Annotated in this window: 18 protein-coding genes, 1 tRNA gene and 1 pseudogene; 9 read left to right on the forward strand and 11 right to left on the reverse strand. The window is 33.4% G+C overall.

What is annotated here, in order from left to right; genetic code table 11:
- Nucleotides 1-766: 766 nt before the first annotated feature.
- The gene (locus ABWU74_RS01315) at nt 767-1,960 is read right to left on the reverse strand and encodes a bifunctional 2-C-methyl-D-erythritol 4-phosphate cytidylyltransferase/2-C-methyl-D-erythritol 2,4-cyclodiphosphate synthase (RefSeq protein ID WP_209472538.1); all 1,194 of its coding nucleotides are present in this window, start codon (nt 1,958-1,960) and stop codon (nt 767-769) included.
- A 263-nt stretch (nt 1,961-2,223) separates the two neighbouring features.
- On the opposite strand from ABWU74_RS01315, the gene ABWU74_RS01320 reads away from it, so the two are divergent.
- The 6 genes from ABWU74_RS01320 to ABWU74_RS01345 all read left to right on the forward strand — a co-directional run bounded on the left by ABWU74_RS01320 (nt 2,224) and on the right by ABWU74_RS01345 (nt 7,838).
- Nucleotides 2,224-3,288, forward strand: a complete 1,065-nt coding sequence (locus ABWU74_RS01320; RefSeq protein ID WP_353289346.1) for an AI-2E family transporter — start codon at nt 2,224-2,226, stop codon at nt 3,286-3,288.
- 129 nt (nt 3,289-3,417) lie between these two features.
- Nucleotides 3,418-4,053 carry a DnaA ATPase domain-containing protein gene (locus ABWU74_RS01325; protein WP_006280257.1) on the forward strand — a complete coding sequence of 212 codons (636 nt, stop codon included), beginning with the start codon at nt 3,418-3,420 and terminating at the stop codon, nt 4,051-4,053.
- Between the two features lie 365 nt (nt 4,054-4,418).
- Nucleotides 4,419-5,405 carry a tyrosine recombinase gene (locus ABWU74_RS01330; protein ID WP_151808093.1) on the forward strand — a complete coding sequence of 329 codons (987 nt, stop codon included), beginning with the start codon at nt 4,419-4,421 and terminating at the stop codon, nt 5,403-5,405.
- Between the two features lie 55 nt (nt 5,406-5,460).
- On the forward strand, nt 5,461-6,186 hold the full coding sequence (locus ABWU74_RS01335; protein ID WP_010963063.1) for a lysophospholipid acyltransferase family protein: 726 nt from the start codon (nt 5,461-5,463) through the stop codon (nt 6,184-6,186).
- Nucleotides 6,187-6,237: 51 nt separating this feature from the next.
- The gene (gene rpsT / locus ABWU74_RS01340) at nt 6,238-6,507 is read left to right on the forward strand and encodes a 30S ribosomal protein S20 (RefSeq protein ID WP_012673338.1); all 270 of its coding nucleotides are present in this window, start codon (nt 6,238-6,240) and stop codon (nt 6,505-6,507) included.
- 80 nt (nt 6,508-6,587) lie between these two features.
- Nucleotides 6,588-7,838: a citrate synthase gene (locus tag ABWU74_RS01345; protein WP_010081982.1), complete on the forward strand. Its 1,251-nt coding sequence runs from the start codon at nt 6,588-6,590 to the stop codon at nt 7,836-7,838.
- Between the two features lie 189 nt (nt 7,839-8,027).
- On the opposite strand, the pseudogene ABWU74_RS01350 reads toward ABWU74_RS01345, so the two are convergent.
- Both ABWU74_RS01350 and ABWU74_RS01355 read right to left on the reverse strand, forming a co-directional pair.
- Nucleotides 8,028-8,215: pseudogene (locus ABWU74_RS01350) on the reverse strand (IS4 family transposase); the annotation flags it as partial.
- Nucleotides 8,216-8,237: 22 nt separating this feature from the next.
- Nucleotides 8,238-9,070 (reverse strand): IS5-like element ISWpi1 family transposase gene (locus tag ABWU74_RS01355; protein ID WP_209472412.1). Its coding sequence is split into 2 segments (ribosomal slippage): nt 8,238-8,701 and nt 8,701-9,070, totalling 834 coding nucleotides; the frame shifts between segments, so codons are not numbered across the junction.
- A gap of 145 nt (nt 9,071-9,215) precedes the next feature.
- Here ABWU74_RS01355 and ABWU74_RS01360 point away from each other — a divergent pair.
- Both ABWU74_RS01360 and ABWU74_RS01365 read left to right on the forward strand, forming a co-directional pair.
- Nucleotides 9,216-10,227 (forward strand): IS630 family transposase gene (locus ABWU74_RS01360; protein WP_094745768.1). Its coding sequence is split into 2 segments (ribosomal slippage): nt 9,216-9,677 and nt 9,679-10,227, totalling 1,011 coding nucleotides; the frame shifts between segments, so codons are not numbered across the junction.
- An 18-nt stretch (nt 10,228-10,245) separates the two neighbouring features.
- Nucleotides 10,246-10,407, forward strand: coding sequence for an ankyrin repeat domain-containing protein (locus tag ABWU74_RS01365; RefSeq protein ID WP_353289347.1), 162 nt, complete (start codon nt 10,246-10,248; stop codon nt 10,405-10,407).
- Nucleotides 10,408-10,492: 85 nt separating this feature from the next.
- Here the strand turns inward: ABWU74_RS01365 and ABWU74_RS01370 are convergent, their stop codons facing one another.
- The 6 genes from ABWU74_RS01370 to ABWU74_RS01395 form a co-directional block, all read right to left on the reverse strand.
- Nucleotides 10,493-10,912 (reverse strand): DedA family protein, encoded by a 420-nt coding sequence (locus tag ABWU74_RS01370; RefSeq protein ID WP_209473226.1) that lies wholly within the window; start codon nt 10,910-10,912, stop codon nt 10,493-10,495.
- Between the two features lie 6 nt (nt 10,913-10,918).
- Nucleotides 10,919-12,292, reverse strand: a complete 1,374-nt coding sequence (gene cysS, locus ABWU74_RS01375) for a cysteine--tRNA ligase (RefSeq protein ID WP_209473224.1) — start codon at nt 12,290-12,292, stop codon at nt 10,919-10,921.
- A complete protein-coding gene (locus ABWU74_RS01380; protein ID WP_209473222.1) occupies nt 12,285-12,941 on the reverse strand; it encodes an exopolysaccharide biosynthesis protein in 657 nt (218 codons plus the stop codon). Before ABWU74_RS01380 ends, cysS begins: the two co-directional genes overlap by 8 nt.
- Nucleotides 12,942-13,031: 90 nt before the next feature.
- Nucleotides 13,032-13,688, reverse strand: a complete 657-nt coding sequence (locus ABWU74_RS01385) for an exopolysaccharide biosynthesis protein (protein ID WP_010962397.1) — start codon at nt 13,686-13,688, stop codon at nt 13,032-13,034.
- Nucleotides 13,689-13,854: 166 nt separating this feature from the next.
- The gene (locus tag ABWU74_RS01390) at nt 13,855-14,022 is read right to left on the reverse strand and encodes a twin-arginine translocase TatA/TatE family subunit (protein WP_006013840.1); all 168 of its coding nucleotides are present in this window, start codon (nt 14,020-14,022) and stop codon (nt 13,855-13,857) included.
- 128 nt (nt 14,023-14,150) lie between these two features.
- On the reverse strand, nt 14,151-14,924 hold the full coding sequence (locus ABWU74_RS01395; RefSeq protein WP_006280146.1) for an ABC transporter ATP-binding protein: 774 nt from the start codon (nt 14,922-14,924) through the stop codon (nt 14,151-14,153).
- 147 nt (nt 14,925-15,071) lie between these two features.
- Between ABWU74_RS01395 and ABWU74_RS01400 the strand changes: the two genes are divergently transcribed.
- Nucleotides 15,072-15,148: transfer RNA gene (locus ABWU74_RS01400), tRNA-Arg, on the forward strand.
- Nucleotides 15,149-15,249: 101 nt separating this feature from the next.
- On the opposite strand, the gene uvrC is transcribed toward ABWU74_RS01400, so the two are convergent.
- Nucleotides 15,250-17,067 (reverse strand): excinuclease ABC subunit UvrC, encoded by a 1,818-nt coding sequence (gene uvrC / locus ABWU74_RS01405; RefSeq protein ID WP_209473218.1) that lies wholly within the window; start codon nt 17,065-17,067, stop codon nt 15,250-15,252.
- The gene (gene glyS / locus ABWU74_RS01410) at nt 17,051-19,168 is read right to left on the reverse strand and encodes a glycine--tRNA ligase subunit beta (protein ID WP_264374139.1); all 2,118 of its coding nucleotides are present in this window, start codon (nt 19,166-19,168) and stop codon (nt 17,051-17,053) included. Before glyS ends, uvrC begins: the two co-directional genes overlap by 17 nt.
- Nucleotide 19,169 lies beyond the last annotated feature (1 nt).

Below are 19,169 nucleotides of genomic sequence, written 5' to 3' on the forward strand. Positions count from 1 at the left end.
ATAGTAAACGGTGTCATTCTAGCACCTCTTTTCCCGTCATCCCGCTGCTTGTTAGCGGGATCTCATTTTACTTTATGAGGGTGTCATCCGAGTAGCCTGACTACTTGGATCCAGGAATTTTATTAAGTTGGTAAGCATAAAAGTGGCTGATCTTATGTTAAAACACAACGTTCTTGATGAGATTACAGCAAGGCTGGGTTCCAGCGTCAGCTACTTGAATGACAGCAGTCCTACGTCATGCCGCCGCGGTATCTCTAGATCCCGCTAACAAGTAGCGGGATGACGATTGTCGTTTAGCCATAAATATTAAGAAATTTACCAAATAAAAAAAAAGGCAAAAGAAGCCCCGTGGTTGGCTAATTACTTACATTATACTTTCAAGTATGGCGTTTTTTTATTCTAAACGCTTAATAACCGCGATTTAGTTGCTTTTAAGCCGCAACTAATCTAAATTATAAACATTAAGAAATTTACTAAACAGAAAAAAAGGCAAAAGAAACCCTAGGGTAGCTAGTTATTCACTATCCATTTTTTAAATCGGCGTTTTTTGATGTTTTAAATGCTTTATAAGCGCATTTCTGCTTATATTAGGTAAAAACCTAGAAATTTTATAAAGACATAAGGTGCACATAGTGCAAAAAATTAAACATGGGACGCCAGATACGTGAGTTTTTTTGTCATTTAATCTGTACAGAGAAGATAAATAAATAGCTTCAGTTTCATGATAAGGGGGCTGGCGAAGGGTGTCAAGTAAGTTTTTTCGTTTCTATTCCCAATAAAAGTTTGTATGCAATAACACAGAAGCATGCACTGCTATTCCTTCATTTCTTCCAATATAACCTAATTTCTCTGCAGTGGTTGCTTTGATATTTACAAATTCATCATCAATTTCTAATGCTTTTGATATGAATTTCTTCATTTCTACTTTGTAAGGCGATATTTTAGGCTCTTCACAAACTATAGTAATATCTAAATTAGACACGCTGTACCCTTTTTCCTTTGCTTTTTTAGCAGCAAAGTCAAGAAAGTGAGATGAATTGCAATCTTTCCATTCAGAGGAACTAGGAGGAAAGTGCTCTCCTATGTCGCCACATCCCAGTGCTCCGAGTATTGCATCAACGATTGCATGTATTGCAACATCACCATCAGAGTGCGCTTCTATTGCCATGTTGTGTTCAATTTTCACACCGCAAATTTTTATAAAGCTTTCAGCACCATTTTGAACTTTAATGAACTTATGTATATCATAACCGGCTCCGACACGAAATTTTGGCTCTTCAAAAAGAAGCTTTGCCATATTGATATCCTCTTTTGTGGTTAACTTAAAATTGCTTTTCTCACCTTTAATAATCGCAACATGTTTTTTGTGCTCTACCATTAGTGATGAATCGTCAGTAAATTCTTTGACTGATTGATGGCATGATAATAATTCTTTGAAATTAAAAATTTGAGGGGTTTGTATGGCTCTGAGCTTTCCTCTTGAAATCGTAGATTCAATAAAACTATTACTCACCAATGACATAGTGTCTTCAACTTCTATTGCTGGAACTACTCCTGTATATTGATCATTAATCATAGATTCAACCAAGTTATCTATCAGAACATCTGACACAAAAGGCCTACAAGCATCGTGTATAACTACAAAATCTGGGTTAATTTTTTGTAAGCTTTCAAGCCCTAGTTTAACTGAACTTTGCCTGTTTTCTCCTCCGTATACAGGGCTTAGTAATTTAGTGTCTGTAATTAGTGATATAGCTTTCTCATAGAAACTTTCATGGTCTCTATTAATTGCTATTCTTATGTAATCTATATATTGGTTAGCCAGAAATCTTTTAATTGTATGAAATAAAACAGATTTACCTGCCAGTTTTATATATTGCTTAGGAATCGTAGAATTGCATCTACTGCCTACTCCCGCTGCAACTATTAATGCTGCTATTTTGTATTTCTTAGCGCACATATTTCTTTTTGTAGAAGCTTTCCTCTCTATCCAAGATTCTTTCCGAAAAATAAAATTTCTGACATCATATAAAAGTTACTTCCCCTATTAACTAGCATAATTATAATAGCAAAAGAGATATTTAGAGAGCTCAAAATCTATCTTTGCCTGCGGATTAAACAACTAAATTTTAGTAAAAAATGATAGTATTACAAATCGTAAAATACTTTCAACATAGGAAAAATAAATTGCATATTTTTCAGTAAATTAGCTATGCTAAACACATGCAAAAACGTCATATAACTATTTGTTTCATACTGCTTTTTATAATAGGGATGTTATTCCTGATGCGTCCTATGATTTTTCCATGTTTAATATCTATTATTATTGCATATTTGTTTAATCCGCTAGTAGTCAAGTTTGAAAAGTATAGAATACCACGTTCATGTTCTGTAATTTTTATAATACTTATTTTATTAATAGCTTTTATACTAGTCATAACATTTGTTTTACCTATTATATATGTTCAAATTACTTCAATATTAAATTTCTTAGTGAGTAAAGTGCCTTCATTAAAGTTTAAAGTAATCCCCTCTGTATTAGAATTTCTTAATATGAAAATCGAGGATAGCTTATTTGATCATTTATCTAAAAATCTAGCAGAAAATTACAGCAACTATGTATCTTATTTCATGAATGCTCTTGATATTGCTAGTAACTTTATAATCCAAGTGTTAAGTTCAAGCTTTAACACGGTATCATTAATGGTGATTACTCCTGTAGTGTTTTTCTATATATTACGTGATTGGCCTTTAATTATAGAAAAAGCTAGTAAATTAATCCCTATTCCTTACAGAGGAAAAATTGCAGATTATTTTTCCAAAGTGGATTTCATTATATCTAATTATCTAAAGGGGCAGGTAAATGTATGTATTGTCATGATGGTCTTTTACTCTGTGAGTCTGAGCATAATTGGATTGGAACACTCTATTGTTATTGGAATTTTATCAGGAATGTTAACGTTCATACCTTACGTAGGGCCATTATTATATACCATTATTGGGTTTTTGAGCGCTATCACTCAATTTAGTGGATGGTTTGAAAGTGCTGCTGTTTTGCTATTATTTGGTGTTGGACAATTAATAGATTCAAACATATTAGTTCCTTTATTAATAGGAAAAAAAGTTCATATACATCCAACTGTAATTATTCTGGGAATTGCTATATGCGCTTCATATTTTGGATTTACAGGTATATTACTTTTTATTCCAATAATAGCAATGTTCAATGTATCAGTAGAATATGCAATCAATAAATATTTTAAAAGTGAGCTTTATAAAAACGGCTAACAGACCTTTTGCATAATCAATTTATGGTAAGAGGAGAAATGAGCCCAGAATACCTGACACATTTGAGGAGCGTAAGTAAATTTCTGCGCAAAAATTACTACCAGAAAGAGGTTACGTAAGAGGTTCAACGTGCAATTAAATTTATTTAACAACAATCAAGCTGATTATAGCCGGCAAAATTACATCATCTTAGATGAAAATAAGCACGTATATAATTCGGTAGTTAATGATTTATCTTGGAAATGTCTGATTCTTTTTGGACCTAAAAGCTCCGGTAAAACTCATCTTGCTCATATTTGGCAATCAATAAACGATGCAATCTTTATCAATGTGAATAACTTCGTAAGCGAGATTAGGTATAGCGATGCTTTTATTTTAGAAGACGTACAAAACATTAAAGATGAAGCAATGTTATTACATTGTTACAATTACATGAAAGAAAACGACAAGAGGCTGCTAATCACTTCTTCAATTTCACCAAAAAAGCTTAACTTCAAACTAAGAGATTTAAGTTCTCGAATATTATCAACTATCAGCGTAAAAATTTTGCCTGCAAGCGAGGAATTATTAAGAATTATGCTAATAAAACGATTTTCAGATAAACAGTTAAAAATTGATTTAAAAGTGATTAATTATATTTTAGCAAGAATAGAACGTTCTTTCTATAGCATTGATAAAATTATAGAAAAGATAGATAATGAATCTATAGGGTCAAATGTGACCGTTCCTTTTATTAGCACTTTATTAAAAAAAGATGCCATTTGATTTCTTCTTTTGTAAAGGTGTATATTAAAAATTTATTAACACCCATAACACTAACGTAATTGGAATCTCTATCTGTCCATGTTAGAATTATAATCAATGTTATGTTATAATAAATATAGATAGATACAGCTAAGAAGTATTCTATATTTATAGTAGAGCTCACTTTATAAGGTGTTTTTTATAGATTTAACGTTATAATTTAACTATGATAAGAGTAAGATTAAATTTAAGAAAAAGGTTAAAGCAAAAGTTTGTGATGTTCACTCTATTGATAAATGCTTTATTTGTCTCATATTTTCTCATAAGAAACACAGGGAACACTTCTAATCAAATTATAGCCAAAGAAATAAATATAGGAACTGATAATGAAAAATAAACAGTCGCAAAATAAAAAAGAAAATCTTTACATAACATATTACATAGATGCTTTAGCTTCAGAGAGGTCCGCTGCACAAAATACTCTGGAAAGTTATCGTTCGGATTTACACCAGTTTGAAGAATTTTTATTGGAAAGCGGCACTACCTTGGTTGGTGTAAACAAAACCAATATTAAAGATTATGTGAAATCTTTATGTACACAAAAAAAATATAAAAGTAGCTCTATATCAAGAAAAATATCCGCTATGAAAAATTTTTACAAGTGTCTATTTAATGACGGAATAATAGATTTTAATCCAGCGCCGGCTAATGATGCTGAATTAAAGAATCCAAAAGTTTCTCGTCCTTTGCCTAAGTATTTAAGTGTCGAAGAAATATTTTTGCTAATGGACACAGTGAGAAAATCAGCAAGCGAATCGAATAAAGAGATAAGCAGTAAAAGGCTATGTGCGATTTTAGATATCCTTTACTCTTCTGGAATGCGTGTTTCTGAACTAATTAGTATGAAATTATGTGAAGTGTCACATTTAATAAACAGTAATAACAAAGAATGCTATATAATAATAAAAGGAAAAAGTGGTAGAGAGAGGCAAATTCTTTTTAATGAACAAGCATTGCAGAGCCTTAGAAATTATTTATCAGTTCGTGATAATCTGATCTCTAAAGAAAAGGAATCCGATTGGCTATTCCCAGGTGATAAACCTAATAAACCAATTACAAGGCAGAGGGTCGGTCAATTAATGAAGGAGTTGGCAAGAAAATGCAATATTGATGAAAATAAGATCTCTCCACACGTGATTAGGCATTCTTTTGCTACCCATCTACTAAATAGCGGAGCAAATATTGTGTTGATACAGAAAGTTCTTGGCCATACTAACCTTTCTACAACACAAATATATACTCATATTGCTAACGAAAAGTTAAAGGACAAATTAGCTGATTCGCATCCTATTACTCAGATGATCAATAATTAAATTTATTGTTTTTAATTTGTAATAAAGTTAAATTTAAATAAATTTATGTGAGTTTGTGATTTCAAGTTTATTGTTTAATTTCTTTCTTATATTATGGGAGGTATTCTATACTTTCATTACTCTCCCTGTAATTTTCTTTTCTGAGTGTGTAATAACCATTTTCCTCGTCTGTTCGGTGAGAGTTGTATTATTCATGCTGCGTTTATTATGTGGCATTAAATATGAAGTGAGGGGAATGGAAAACATCCCTAAGCAACCTTTTATCATTGCATCTAAACACCAATCTCCATTTGAAACATTTATTTTTATACTACTATTTAGAAAAGCGGTTTTTATTTTAAAACGTGAATTGAAATGGATTCCATTCATTGGTTTGCATCTTATAGCGCTGAAAATGATTTTTATTAACCGTTCAGATGGTATCAGTTCTATACGCCATATAATCAAACTAGCAAAAATGCGTATAAAAGAAAATAGAAGCATAATAATATTTCCTGAAGGTACAAGAACAACTATAAACCAAAATATAAAATATCAACCAGGTATTGCTGCTTTATATAGCGTATTATCTGTTCCTGTGTTACCGGTTGCTTTAAACACTGGTTTGTTTTGGCCAAAAAGCATACTTTCTCTGAGAAAGAATCCCGGAAAGGCAGTAATAGAAATATTGCCCCCAATATATCCTGGGTTAAACAAAAATGAATTCTTGCAAAGTTTAGAAAAAATTATTGAAGAGAGAAGCAGTAGATTAACCATAGGAAAAACTGATATTGCAAATTAACAAAAAAACTTTATAATTAAAAGAAAAGTACAGTATTTTAGGTATTAATATATGGCAAATCATAAGAGTGCTAAAAAAATGATAAAGGTAATAGCAAAGCGCACTTTAATAAATAAGATGCGGAAAAGTAAAACTCGCACCTCTATTAGAAAATTGGTTGATATAATCAAGTCTGGCGACAAAGAAAATGTTGTTCTGGCATTTCGGAATGCTGAATCTAATTTACACAAGTGTGTGAATAAAGGTGTTATTCATAGGAATACTGCTGCGCGTAAAATAAGTCGCTTAAATGCAAAAGTAAAAGCATTGATGACCGCTTAATACGGTTAATGTAAAGTTAACTGTATTAATATATACTCCTCAGTTTGTATATTCTGTATAAAATTTAAGTAGCTTAAGTGATGGATAAAAAAGTGCTATTAGAACTAAGTAATGGATTAAAAATCGAGCTACCTGTATTAAGCGGAACAACAGGTCCTGATGTGTTAAATATCAAGGATTTATATAAGATGACAGGATTATTCACTTACGATCCAGGGTTTGTTTCTACAGCTTCATGCTCTTCTACAATTACATTCATTGATGGAGATGAAGGAGTTCTTAAATATAGGGGACATAATATAGCTGATTTGGCAGAGAATAATAATTTTACTGCTGTGATTTATTTATTGCTCTATGGTGAATTACCCAGTTCAGAGCAACACAAAAAATTTCTTCTCAAAATACAAGAATCATCCAAAGTATCAGAGCAAGTTACAAATGTAATTAAAGCATTTCCAAAAACTGCTCACCCTATGTCAATCTTAGTTGCATGTTTTGCAAGTTTGTCAGCATCTTATCATGAAAAGCATGGCAACAATGTCAATGGTGAAGACCTAGATTTTGGAATTTCTGCAATAGCGCAAGTTTCCACAATTATTGCAATGATTTATAGGCATATCAACAATCAGGAATTCATAAATGCTAACAATGAATTAAGTTACAGTGAAAATTTCTTAAAGATGATATTTGGCGATGCTGTTGATAATGATAAAAGCGCCCTTTTTGCAAAAGCTCTGGATAAAATATTTACTCTCCATGCTGATCATGAACAGAATGCTTCTACGGCGGCTGTCAGATTGGTGGGATCGGCTGGTTCTAATCTGTTTGCAAGCCTCTCTGCAGGAGTTGCTACACTTTGGGGACCAGCACATGGTGGAGCTAATGAGGCAGTTATAAATATGCTAAAAGAGATAGAGCAAAGTGGAGATATAGATAAATTCATCGAAAAAGCTAAAGATGATAAAGATCCATTTAAATTGATGGGATTTGGACATCGTGTTTATAAAAATTATGATCCGCGCGCGCGTATATTGGAAGGCGCTTGCCATGAGGTTCTAAGTAAACTAGAACAAAATAATGAACTGCTTAAAATTGCAAAAAAACTTGAAGAAATAGCTTTAAAGGATGAATATTTTATCGTGCGTAAGTTATATCCAAATGTTGATTTTTACTCAGGTATAATAATGAATGCTATTGATATCCCCTCAAATATGTTCACGCCTATTTTTGCACTTGCAAGAACCACTGGTTGGGTTACTCAGTGGTATGAAATGATAAATGATAAAGAAACTAAGATCTGTAGACCAAGGCAACTCTATTTTGGTAAATAAATTTATTTTCACTTCATTAGACTTCTTGCATAACCCAAACTAAGTAGAAAAAAGGTGTCATCCGAGTAGCTGACACTGGTTCCTTTACGACGGAAGTGTCCAGAGGTGTCATTCCAGTCTGGAATCCAGAAAAAAGGATGGTGTCATTCCGTATCCGTTCAGCCAATGGCGTCAACTTAAGAACTTTCATTAGCAAACTCTCCTAAAGACATGATGGCGTTTAGGCTTATCTACTTTATTGCGGCTGTCCCGGTCGGATTTTAACTTTAGCGCGTATACTTAAAAAGGGCTTGAAAGTTTTTTGGCGCAATAAGTACCTGATAGAGTTTCTGCCTCATTACACCAAATAAAACTGAAAAATTTAAACGATACTCAGAGGTTGTCCGGAAACTAGTAAATTCAAGCATATTCCCTCTTTAACATAACCCTACTCATAGCTAGGTATATGAAATTCTCAGTGGATGTTGTGAGTAAATCATACTCCTTCGATAGCCTTCTATTCCTATTAACCCAAGCAAAAGTCCTTTCTACAACCCATCTTCTTGGCTGTACTTTAAACCCTTGTTCTCTTGTTGGTAGTAGCTCAGGTGGCGTATCTTTGTGCACCCAAAATCTACATGGAGGCCTTTTAACAATTTCAATATCTATGTCATATTCTTCCTTTATGTGATTCTTTAAATTTCTTCCTTGGTATCCCATGTCAGCCCACATTTTTTTAACTTTAGTATATTTTGTTCTCATATTGTTTAATGCTATTTTAATACCATCTCTATCATTTTCGTTAGCAGCGCCTACGTAACAACCTAGTATAAAACCCTGAGTGTCTGTAATTATATGCCTTTTTCTACCCTTTACTTTTTTACTTCCATCATAGCCTTTGATCCCCCCTTTTCTGTAGTCTTTACAGATTGACTATCTACTATACAGGCACTCGGCTGCTCATTCCTTCCTATTTTTCTTCTACTATATTTTGTAATTTCATAATTCATTTTCTCAAAAATTCCCTGCTTCTTCCATTGCCTGAACTGCTCATACACAGTCTTCCATAGCGGAAAATCATTTGGTAAATACCGCCATTGACACCCTGTACGCAATACATAGAAAATTGCTTCTAATATTTCTTTTTTGCTATACTTTGGCGGCCTTCCTCCTTTCTTGTATGATACTCTGAAGTGTTTTTCTATTCTTGCCCATTCCCTTTCGCTTAGATCTGTTGGATACTTTTTTCTCATCTTTACCCCGTACTAAAATTTCAGATATTATAGCCTTTTACTTGTTTCCGGACAACCTCTAATACCAATTCCCATTACACGGCAAACAGATGGACAAAGATGGAAGAAAAGCCATAATGAAGTAAGTAAAATAGTTGAGGTATAAATGGCATTAAGATCAAAATTATTGGATGAAAAAGTAGTAGAATCAGCAAAAGAAATGCTGAAGAAAGTAAGGAATAATGCATATGTTTCAAAAAAACTAAATGCTGTAATTGCAGCAAAAAAGTACAGTATAACGGCTGTAGCAAAAATATATTGCATTTCAAGAAGCGCACTAACTTCGTGGGTAAAACTCTTGAAATTTGGCAGAGAAGAAAAACTGTTTGCTCCTCCACAACGCCGTAGAAAAACTAAATTAAATCAGGTTCAACTACAGCAAATTGAAGAGTGGATAGAAGAAAATCCTAATATTACCATTAAAGAAATGAGAATAAGAATCCAGGAAAAGTTCAGATTAAATATCAGCAAATCTACAGTACACCGCTATATGCAAAAGATGAAATTCTCATATATTACACCAAGACCAGTTCATAATGGACAAGATAAAAGCAAACAAGAGGAATTCAAAAAAAAATCTCAATGGAGCTATTAGCAAGTATCCAGAAAAAGAGCTATTTTTCTTTGATGAATCACGGTTTGGCACACATTCAAAGGTTGGACATGGGTGGTTTAAAAAGGGGATTAGAACACAGGTTAAAACAAAATTAGGTAGGCAAAATTTCTATCTCTATAGTGCGGTTAATCCTAGAAATGGAGAGAGTTCTAGCTTATTTGCACCAAATGTCAACACTGATTGCATGAACATATTTCTTGAGCAGATGTCGCAATATCTAGAAACACGAGAGGCTTTTCTTGTTATGGATTGTGCTAGTTGGCATAGGTCAAAAAATTTAAAGGTACCTAAAAATATCGATATTATATACCTACCTCCGTACTCACCTGAGCTAAATCCTGTTGAGAGGCTTTGGTTATATATAAAACAGAACATTTTGCGCAATAAAATATACGATACAATTGCTCTGCTTGAGGGTGCTTTGTGCAAATTTATTACTTCTCTTGCCAGCTCCACAATTAAACAACTCTGCAATGTCTCCTATTTGACTGGCCAACAATGAGAGTTGGTATTAGCTGCTATGACGGGAAATGTTGACATAGCTAAGGTGCTACTAAAACACAACGCAGACATTAACACCAAAAATAATGAAGGAAGAACAGCATTACATTATGCTGCTAAATATAATCACCAAGAGCTTGTGGAATTACTTTTAGCTCATGGTGCATCCTATGACTACTAGAAATTTTGCATTTAATTTATAACTCCGCTTCTGTCAGAGCATAAGATGACAGAAGTGGGCTTTAATAACTGTAGTACTATAGCTGTTATACTCCAAAAGTAAGTATTAGATATAACAAATAGAAGAAATTAGATAGAATGATTAAAGGGGCAAGAATATAAAGGTTTAACTTGAAATAACCTGATAAAATTTGAATCACACTTCCAAGTGCTGGCACCCACGAAAGTAATAAAGTTGCAAAAATTAGCAAATTTTTTGTAACTTTTGGCATTGTATATCCGTTTTCTAATTTGTGGTATGATTTTCGTATAGAGATTGTTATTTTACCTAAGTACCAATTAACTATTCCACCAAGACTTGATCCTAGTACTCCAAAAAATAACATCAGTAGTGGAGTGTGATACGACCTGAAATAAAGCATGGTATTGAACACAAAACCTTGATGTATGGGTAAGACTAATGATGATACTAGACTATCTGTGAATAACAGGAAGTAGTTTTCCATATGAATTTACCAGGTTGTTGTACCATCTTCATTGTCAGAAATTGTAACCCCTATTTGTTTCAACTGGTCCCTTATTTTGTCTGCAGTATTATAATCTTTATTTTGTTTTGCTGCTCTTCTTAAATCTATCAATCTTTCTATTTCTTGATGACTCACACCAGCAGTAAACCACTCTTGATAACTTGACTCAAGAAGACCAATAAATCTGGCACTCTTAACAAAACTCTCAGTTAATTTAAGCTTTTCACTTTCATTACTCATTTTGTTAATTTTTGCAGCCATTTCATGTAATATAGCTAGAGCTTCAGGAATGTTTAAGTCGTTTTTTAAAGCGTCTATAAAATCTTTAGAAATCTCTGCGTTACTTTCATCAATATTCGTTATATCTAAACCACGTAATAACCGATAAAATTTGTTTAAGGTTTCCTGTGCATCAGAAATAACGTTTTCTGTCCAATCAAGTGGTTTTCTGTAGTGAGTTTTGAGCAGTGCATAGCGTATTACTTCACCCTTTATTCCACTATCTAGCAAATCTCTTACTTTGACTATATTAAATAAGGACTTGCTCATTTTTTCTTCATTTACTGTAAGAAAGCCGTTATGTATCCAGTATTTTGCAAACATTGATCCAGCAAATGCAGACTTACTCTGTGCAATTTCATTTTCATGGTGAGGAAATTGTAAATCTATGCCGCCACCATGAATATCAAAATCTTTGCCAAGGTAAGCATATGACATTGCTGAGCATTCTATATGCCATCCAGGCCTGCCCTCTCCCCATGGGCTATCCCAATAACTTGAAAGTTTGTAGTCAATATCACTTGCAGGCTTCCACAGCACAAAATCTCCCGGGTGCTTTTTATTTTCATTAACTTCAACTCTGCTACCTGGAACCAATTCATCAGTTTTTTTTCCTGATAAAGCACCATATTCATGGTAAGATTCTATATTAAAATACACGTGTTTGTCAGATTCATAAGCGTGGCCTGATTGCAGCAAATGTTCAATTAATTTTATAATATAATCTACGTTTTCCGTTGCTTTTGGTTCGTATGTTGGTTTTTTACAATTTATGCTTTCCATATCATCATGAAAAGCTTTAATGTAATATGTGGTTATACTTTCTATGTTGCTATTTTTCTCACTTGCTGCATTAATTATCTTATCATCAATGTCGGTTATGTTACGCACATAGGTAACTTTGCCATAACAAAACTTAAGTAGCTGAAATAACACATCATACACAACAACAGACCGTGCATTGCCTATATGTGCTGTGTCATATACTGTTGGTCCGCAAACATACATTTTCACATGATCTTTATCGATAGGTGTAAAAAGCTCCTTTTTTTTTGTTAAGGTGTTGTAAAGCCTAACCATATACGAAGCTTTTGAGAAAAGAAAATGCCCCAATGATAAGTTGTGGCCCTTTGACTACTACAACAAGAGTAAGCAATAGCCCACACAATGATATTAAAACTCCCAATATGGATAGAAACCCATCTTTACTCATAATGCCAAGCGAAATAAGAGTCGTACCAATTGCAGGAATGAAGTTAGTAAGAGGCAATGGAAGAGCTATCGATAATGCAGAAAGCAACATTACAAAAGCTAAAATCTTTTCACCGGGCCCATAGAAAATAAAAGACATTCTTGGTTTCATGAACTTTTCTATTTTTTTTAATGCTGGAGAAGTTTTCTCTACCACAAGAGCTAGTGTTGAACGCTGAAAAGATCTTCTTTCTAGCCAACTGGGCATCCAAGGAGAATCAAATCCAAATAGAAGCTGCAGTGAGAATAAGATTAAAGGTATAGAAAGAATAGTTGTATAACCAGGTGGAACCGGTATAGGCACCGATAGCGGCAAGGAGAAGATGATTATTAAAATACCAAAACCACGCTCATGCAAAGCTGTTTTAATGTCAAACAAAGTTACTTTATCGCTATCATTGTTATTGGTATCTGCAACTTCTTTTAGAATATCAGAAGCTAATTTATCACTTTTAGTCAACTTATCATTTTTTGACACGAAAAACCTTTGATAAAAATAATTCTTAACACAATTATTGTTTTATTTCAATATGCATTATTCATTTTGCGCTAGTAATTCGTTCTTTTGTTAAAGTGTTGTAAAGCTTTTAAGAAGAGAAAGTGCTCCGGTTATAAGTTGTGGTCCTTTGACTATTACAACAAGAGTAAGCAACAACGCGCACAATGATACTAAAACTCCCAATATGGATAGAAACCCGTCTTTACTCATAATGCTAAGTGAAATAAGAGTTGTGCCAATTGCAGGAAGGAAGTGAGTAAAAGGTAATGGAAGAGCTATTATTATTGCACAAAGCAACATCATAAAAGCCAGAATCTTCTCACCAGGCCCATAGAAAATGAAAGACAGTCTTGGCTTCATGAATTTTTCTATTTTTTCTAATACAGGGGAAGTTTTCTCTACCACAAGAGCTAGTGTTGAACGCTGAAAAGATCTTCTTTCTAGCCAACTGGGCATCCAAGGAGAATCAAATCCAAATAGAAGCTGCAGTGAGAATAAGATTAAAGGTATAGAAAGAATAGTTGTATAACCAGGTGGAACCGGTATAGGCACCGATAGCGGCAAGGAGAAGATGATTATTAAAATACCAAAACCGCGCTCATGCAAAGCTGTTTTAATGTCAAACAAAGTTACTTTATTGCTATCATTGTTATTGGTATCTGCAACCTCTTTTAGAATATCAGAAGCTAGTTTTTTATCTTTAGTTAGTTTCTCACTTTTTTGCACAATTATCCTTTAATAAAATATTCCTCTTAAGCTAACATAGTTGTTGCTGTATTTCAATATTTGTTATTTATTTCATACCAACACTTCATCTCTTTCATTCTTTAACCTGACTAAGTTTTTAAACAGATGACATGCACTAAGGTGCATGTCACGAAGTATGAGGACGCTAACGATCTGGTTCATTAGACGATAATTTTTCTGAGTCCTTAAGCTCCTGTTTAAGGTTTTTGATGCCTTTTCCTAAATCACCCATAACTTGCGGTAATCTGCCTGCACCAAACAGAACTAAAATTATTATTAAGACTAGAAACAATTGCCATGGTCCTAAACTCATTTTCACCTCCATTTAAAATATTGACCTTTAAATATTAAAACTTGACTGAAGTCAAGTAACACATAGATTATATCACCTTTATTTAATTATAAATCAAGGTTTTTTAATTATTTTATAACAATCCCAAACTAGATTATTTTCTTGCAGCGAATAAGTGGAAACTTTTCGCTTAACTGTAGAGTAGAAGAGAGCTCACTAAAAAACTTTGCTAGCGTATCATCTTTAGGCTTATGGTATATATCGCTAGAAACTCCTGATTGAATAATTTTACCATTTTTCATTACGTAGATAAAATCTGCAACTTTCAATGCTTCTTGCGGGTCATGAGTTACCATTAGCACAGGGATATTTTTACTTCTAAAAAGGGACAATATATGTTGTCTTATTCGGCACTTGAGCAGTATATCTAAATTAGAAAATGGTTCATCTAACAACACAACATCAGGGTTTTGTGCCATCACTCTTGCTATTGCAACTAATTGTTGCTGTCCTCCAGATAAGGCGTTAGGGTACATATTTTCATATTTTTCTATATTGAGTAACTTCAAGATTTCCAATGCAATTAGGTGCTTTTCTCTCTTGGAAGAGCTGCGGATAGCAAAGGTTATATTTTCTACTACTGTTTTATGAGGAAATAATGCAGAATGCTGAAAAATCAATCCGATATTTCTATGCTCTATAGCGACTGATGCCTTATTACTTGCAACTAACCTATCATTTATAAAAATAGTTCCAGATTTTGGATTTTCTATCCCCGCAATTAATTTCAAAATTGTTGACTTGCCACAGCCAGAATGCCCCAATAAACATGCAACATTTCCTTTCTTTACTTTAATGTTTATATTGCTTAAAGCAAAGTCGTTTTGATTGTTATAGAAATAACCAATATTGTTAACTAGCATTAATCTTACTTAAACCATGTTATTAAATATAATAGCATTATACTCAAGAAGTACAGAAATGTTTTTTGTCGTCATAAATTGGTTATGCAAGAAATCTAGAAAAGAAAGGATTTTTTGCTATAACTTTACATGAATGGTAGGAAATACGGGACTATAGCTCAGCAGGATAGAGCGTTGGACTCCTAATCTGAAGGTCGTGCGTTCGAATCGCACTAGTCCCACCACATTGCTTCACAAATTTTATGGAGATTTTTTTTCACAAATACGCACACCTTTTTTTGCGGTTTTAAGATATAAATTCCCTAATAATAAAACGGGTTTTGTGTCATTCCAGTACTCCTCTCTTATAATTTACGTGTTTAAGAATAACTTCTGCTAAACCTTTACTAATTCCAGGTATGTTTTGAATTTCAGCCAGAGAAGCTTTGCTTATATTTTTCACTGAACCAAAATAAGACATCAACGCTTTTTTTCTTTTGTTGCCAATTCCGGGTATTTTGCTTAATTGTGAAACTATAAACTGTTTATCGCGTTTTTTTCTATGTGAAGTTATCGCAAAACGGTGGGCTTCATTACGCAGCGATTGTAAGTAAAGCATGACTTTGCTGTCATTTGCCAGACTGAATTCTTCCCTGCCCAGCATATAAAATCTTTCATTTCCTGCGTTACGATCAGGACCTTTTGCCATACAAGCAAAAGGAACGTTTATATTCAATACTTCCAGTACATTCTGTACTATGGAAACATGTCCTGGTCCACCATCAATCAGTAAAAAATCAGGTATTATGCCTTTTATATTGCCGGAGAAACGTCTGGTTAGCACTTCCCTCATCATTTTATAGTCATCGCCTGAAAATTTTTCCTTTATAGTAAATTTTCTGTACTCACTTTTTAAAAAACCCTCCTGCCCTGCAACAACCATTACACCAATTTGTTGGTTTCCAAATATATGGCTATTGTCATAAACCTCAATACGCTTTGGAATATTTGGTAACAAGAAGATTTTGCTAAGCTCCTCAAGCTTTTCTAGGTTATTTCTATAATCGATAAGCTTCTGCTCTAAGCTATGCTGAGAGTTATCATAAACAAATTTCAATAAATCACGCTCTTTTTTATTCTTTGCATGCAGAACTTTTACTGGCTTTTGAGCAACCTTATATAGTGCTTGTTCTATAATTTCCTTATCCACAATAGAATCTGGAACGTAAATTTGTATTGGAGGTATGTTAGCTGAATTATAAAAATTGACCAAAAAGGTGGATAAAATTTCATCATTTGAGTGATCACCACAGTTCTCGGCAAAGTAAGGAGTGCTGCCGTAGTTGTCTTTATTTCTGAACGATAACACACTAATACATGCTAGATCCTCTTCACGTACAATACTGAAGAAATCTGCATCTTTTTCAAAAGAAAAATCCGTGTGCTGTATTTGAATTTGCTCAAGAAACTTTACCCGATCTCTATATATAGCAGCAAGCTCATAGTTTTCTTCACTGCTGCACTTTCTCATTGTGAAAAGTAACTGTTCTTTCACTTCCTTATTTCTTCCAAGCAATGTATTTCGTGCCTGTTTTACTGATTGGCAGTAGTCGTCTTTTGTGATTTTGTTTATGCATGGTGCTGAGCAGCGCTTAATTTGATATTCAATACATGGTCTTTTTGTTGAGGAAAAGTATTGATCTGAACATACTCTTAGGAGAAAAGCTTTTTGCAATGACAATATAGTTTGCTTAACAGCAGCGGCAGATGTAAAGGGACCATAATAATGAAACTCATTTTTCTTAAATTTGCCTCTATATTTTGCTATTCTTGGATAATCGTGCTTGGAAATTGTTATATAAGGATAAAATTTTCCATCCTTGAGCACAATATTATAAAGTGGTTTCAATGATTTTATTAGCTGTGCTTCAAGAAGCAGTGCTTCGATTTCATTCTCAGTGATGAATATTTCAACCTTAATAACCTGTAAGAGCATAACTCTAATTCGTTCAGAAAGGTTTTCGAATTGAAGGTAGTCGGATAACCTTGACTTTAAGTTTTTTGCTTTTCCAACATATAAAACTTTATTCTTATCTCCAACCATCTTATACACGCCACAGGATTGTGGAGATGATTTGATTTGTTCTTTATATTGCCTGAGCATTTATCCATTGTTTAACCTGTATGAGGTTAAAATCTGCTACTAAATGAAAGATGGAAACTACATTTTCAAGCAAAGATAATCTGTTTCTTCTCAGCTTATCAGAATCACAGTTAATCTTTATACTGTCCATAAACTGATTGATAAACGGAGCAAAACCAGCAAGTTCATCAAGTGCTACATTAAAGTGGTTATTTTTTATCGCTTGTTTTATGTTTTTACAAGCAGTTATAGCACAATTTGATAGCGCAATTTCTTCACTTTCAATCAAAAACCTCTTACCGTAAGATGCACTATAAGTAGTGCCATCACTTTTCCTTGCTTTGCTCATCATGTTACTGACTCTTTTGTAAGTGCTTAGAATTTGTTCACCTTCTGGAGTACTAAGATAACGATCCAATATAACAGTTTGCTTTTCTGCTGTCAGCAGATCATTAATATCGATTTTATATAGTATTGAATCTACAACATCTTGCCTTATATCTCTATTTTTTAAAATAACCTTGAATCTTTCTAAGCAAAATCTAAATACTAGTTCTGAAATTTGTTTTCTATTCGGCTTATCAACTGACGCTGTATTTTTATTAAATAGAAGCCTTGAATATAAAGATACTGACTTGTCTATCATTAGCCTAATTGGAACATGCAAATTATTTTCAAGTATTGTCCTAATTATACCAATTGTCATTCTCCGCAAACCAAATTGATCATACGAACCAGAGATTTTCTCACCTGCTGCAATTAAACCAACTAAGCTATCCACTTTGTCTGCAATTGACACAGCAATTGCAGAAGGAGATTTAGGACACTCCTGCTCTGGCCCGATTGGCTTATAATGCTCAGTTATAGCTTCCACTATTTCTCTATCTTCTTGAAAATAAGAAGCATAATATCCACCCATTACTCCTTGTAATTCTGGAAACTCTCTTACTATCGATGTTGCCAAATCAGCTTTTGCCAAATATGCAGCACGTTCAACTTTTATCAGCGAAGCATGTGGAATAAATATAGCTATATACTTTGACAAAGCCGTAATACGCTTCACCTTTTCCCCCACGCTGCCAAGTGAAGCATGAAATAATATTGAACCTAATCTTTTGACATAATAATCTAGATTTTCCTTTTTATCTTGAGATATTAAAAATTGGGCATCAGCAAGACGTGCTTCTAATATTCTTTCGTGTCCTTTAACAACTTCACCATTGTTGACGTTGACAACAGTGACAAAGTGTGAAATTCTCTTTCCATTACTTAAAGCAAGGTATTTTTGTTGTGTATTAACTATACTAAGTATTACTTCCTTCGGTAATCCAAATGACTTTTCTTGATTCACTTCACCAAACAGTACGATTGGCCACTCTATAAGCCCTGTCAATTCATTTAGTAAATAATCATTTTTCTCAAGTTGTAAATTCTGCTCTTTTGTGAATTTATTAATCTGATCTAGTATAAATTGCTTTCTTTTGTCCATTTGGAGAATTACACTGTTTTTTTCTAGCAATTCAAAATAGTCTTTAGGTGTTTTAACAGTAAGCGCCGTACCACTTGAGAGAAATCGATGGCCATATGTTGTGTTAGATGCTGTAATCCCTGCAAAAGATACAGGTATTATTTCATCATTTAAAATGCATAAAATGTTTTTAATTGGCCTAACCCACCTTTCTTTTCCTTTGCCCCATCTCATACTTTTTGGCCAAGAGAAATTTTTTAATATTTCTCCTAGTTGATTTTTAAGAAACTCTTGAATGTTAAATGAGCAGCTTTCTCTTTTAATGAAGTAAAAATCCTCATTATTTACTTTTCGAACGAGCAAATCTTCTTCATTTTTCTGATATTTTCTTAAAAAACCTTCGATAGCACTTTTTGGTGCGTTAATGTTTGGTCCCTTAACTTCGTTATTGGAATCCTTTAGCTCCAAAGCATTTATGTTGTCGACAAATAGGGTAATGCGACGTGCCGTTACAAAAACCTCCATTGATGTAAATTTTACATTATTTTTGTTAAAAACATTGGCAATACAGCTCTTAACTTGAGTTGCAGCTACATTCTGCATTCTCGGTGGTATTTCTTCTGAAAGGCACTCAAATAATAACTGCAACGACATA

It is taken from the genome of Wolbachia endosymbiont (group A) of Paraperithous gnathaulax (assembly GCF_964028485.1).
GTDB lineage: Bacteria > Pseudomonadota > Alphaproteobacteria > Rickettsiales > Anaplasmataceae > Wolbachia > Wolbachia pipientis.

Bases quoted from the DNA above. Each gene is read 5' to 3' on its own strand.
- ABWU74_RS01315 (WP_209472538.1), bottom strand. From the start codon at position 1,960: ATGTGCGCTAAGAAATACAAAATAGCAGCATTAATAGTTGCAGCGGGA.
- ABWU74_RS01320 (WP_353289346.1), top strand. From the start codon at position 2,224: ATGCAAAAACGTCATATAACTATTTGTTTCATACTGCTTTTTATAATA.
- ABWU74_RS01330 (WP_151808093.1), top strand. From the start codon at position 4,419: ATGAAAAATAAACAGTCGCAAAATAAAAAAGAAAATCTTTACATAACA.
- rpsT (WP_012673338.1), top strand. From the start codon at position 6,238: ATGGCAAATCATAAGAGTGCTAAAAAAATGATAAAGGTAATAGCAAAG.
- ABWU74_RS01345 (WP_010081982.1), top strand. From the start codon at position 6,588: ATGGATAAAAAAGTGCTATTAGAACTAAGTAATGGATTAAAAATCGAG.
- ABWU74_RS01365 (WP_353289347.1), top strand. From the start codon at position 10,246: ATGACGGGAAATGTTGACATAGCTAAGGTGCTACTAAAACACAACGCA.
- ABWU74_RS01370 (WP_209473226.1), bottom strand. From the start codon at position 10,912: ATGGAAAACTACTTCCTGTTATTCACAGATAGTCTAGTATCATCATTA.
- cysS (WP_209473224.1), bottom strand. From the start codon at position 12,292: ATGGTTAGGCTTTACAACACCTTAACAAAAAAAAAGGAGCTTTTTACA.
- ABWU74_RS01390 (WP_006013840.1), bottom strand. From the start codon at position 14,022: ATGAGTTTAGGACCATGGCAATTGTTTCTAGTCTTAATAATAATTTTA.
- ABWU74_RS01395 (WP_006280146.1), bottom strand. From the start codon at position 14,924: ATGCTAGTTAACAATATTGGTTATTTCTATAACAATCAAAACGACTTT.
- uvrC (WP_209473218.1), bottom strand. From the start codon at position 17,067: ATGCTCAGGCAATATAAAGAACAAATCAAATCATCTCCACAATCCTGT.
- glyS (WP_264374139.1), bottom strand. From the start codon at position 19,168: ATGTCGTTGCAGTTATTATTTGAGTGCCTTTCAGAAGAAATACCACCG.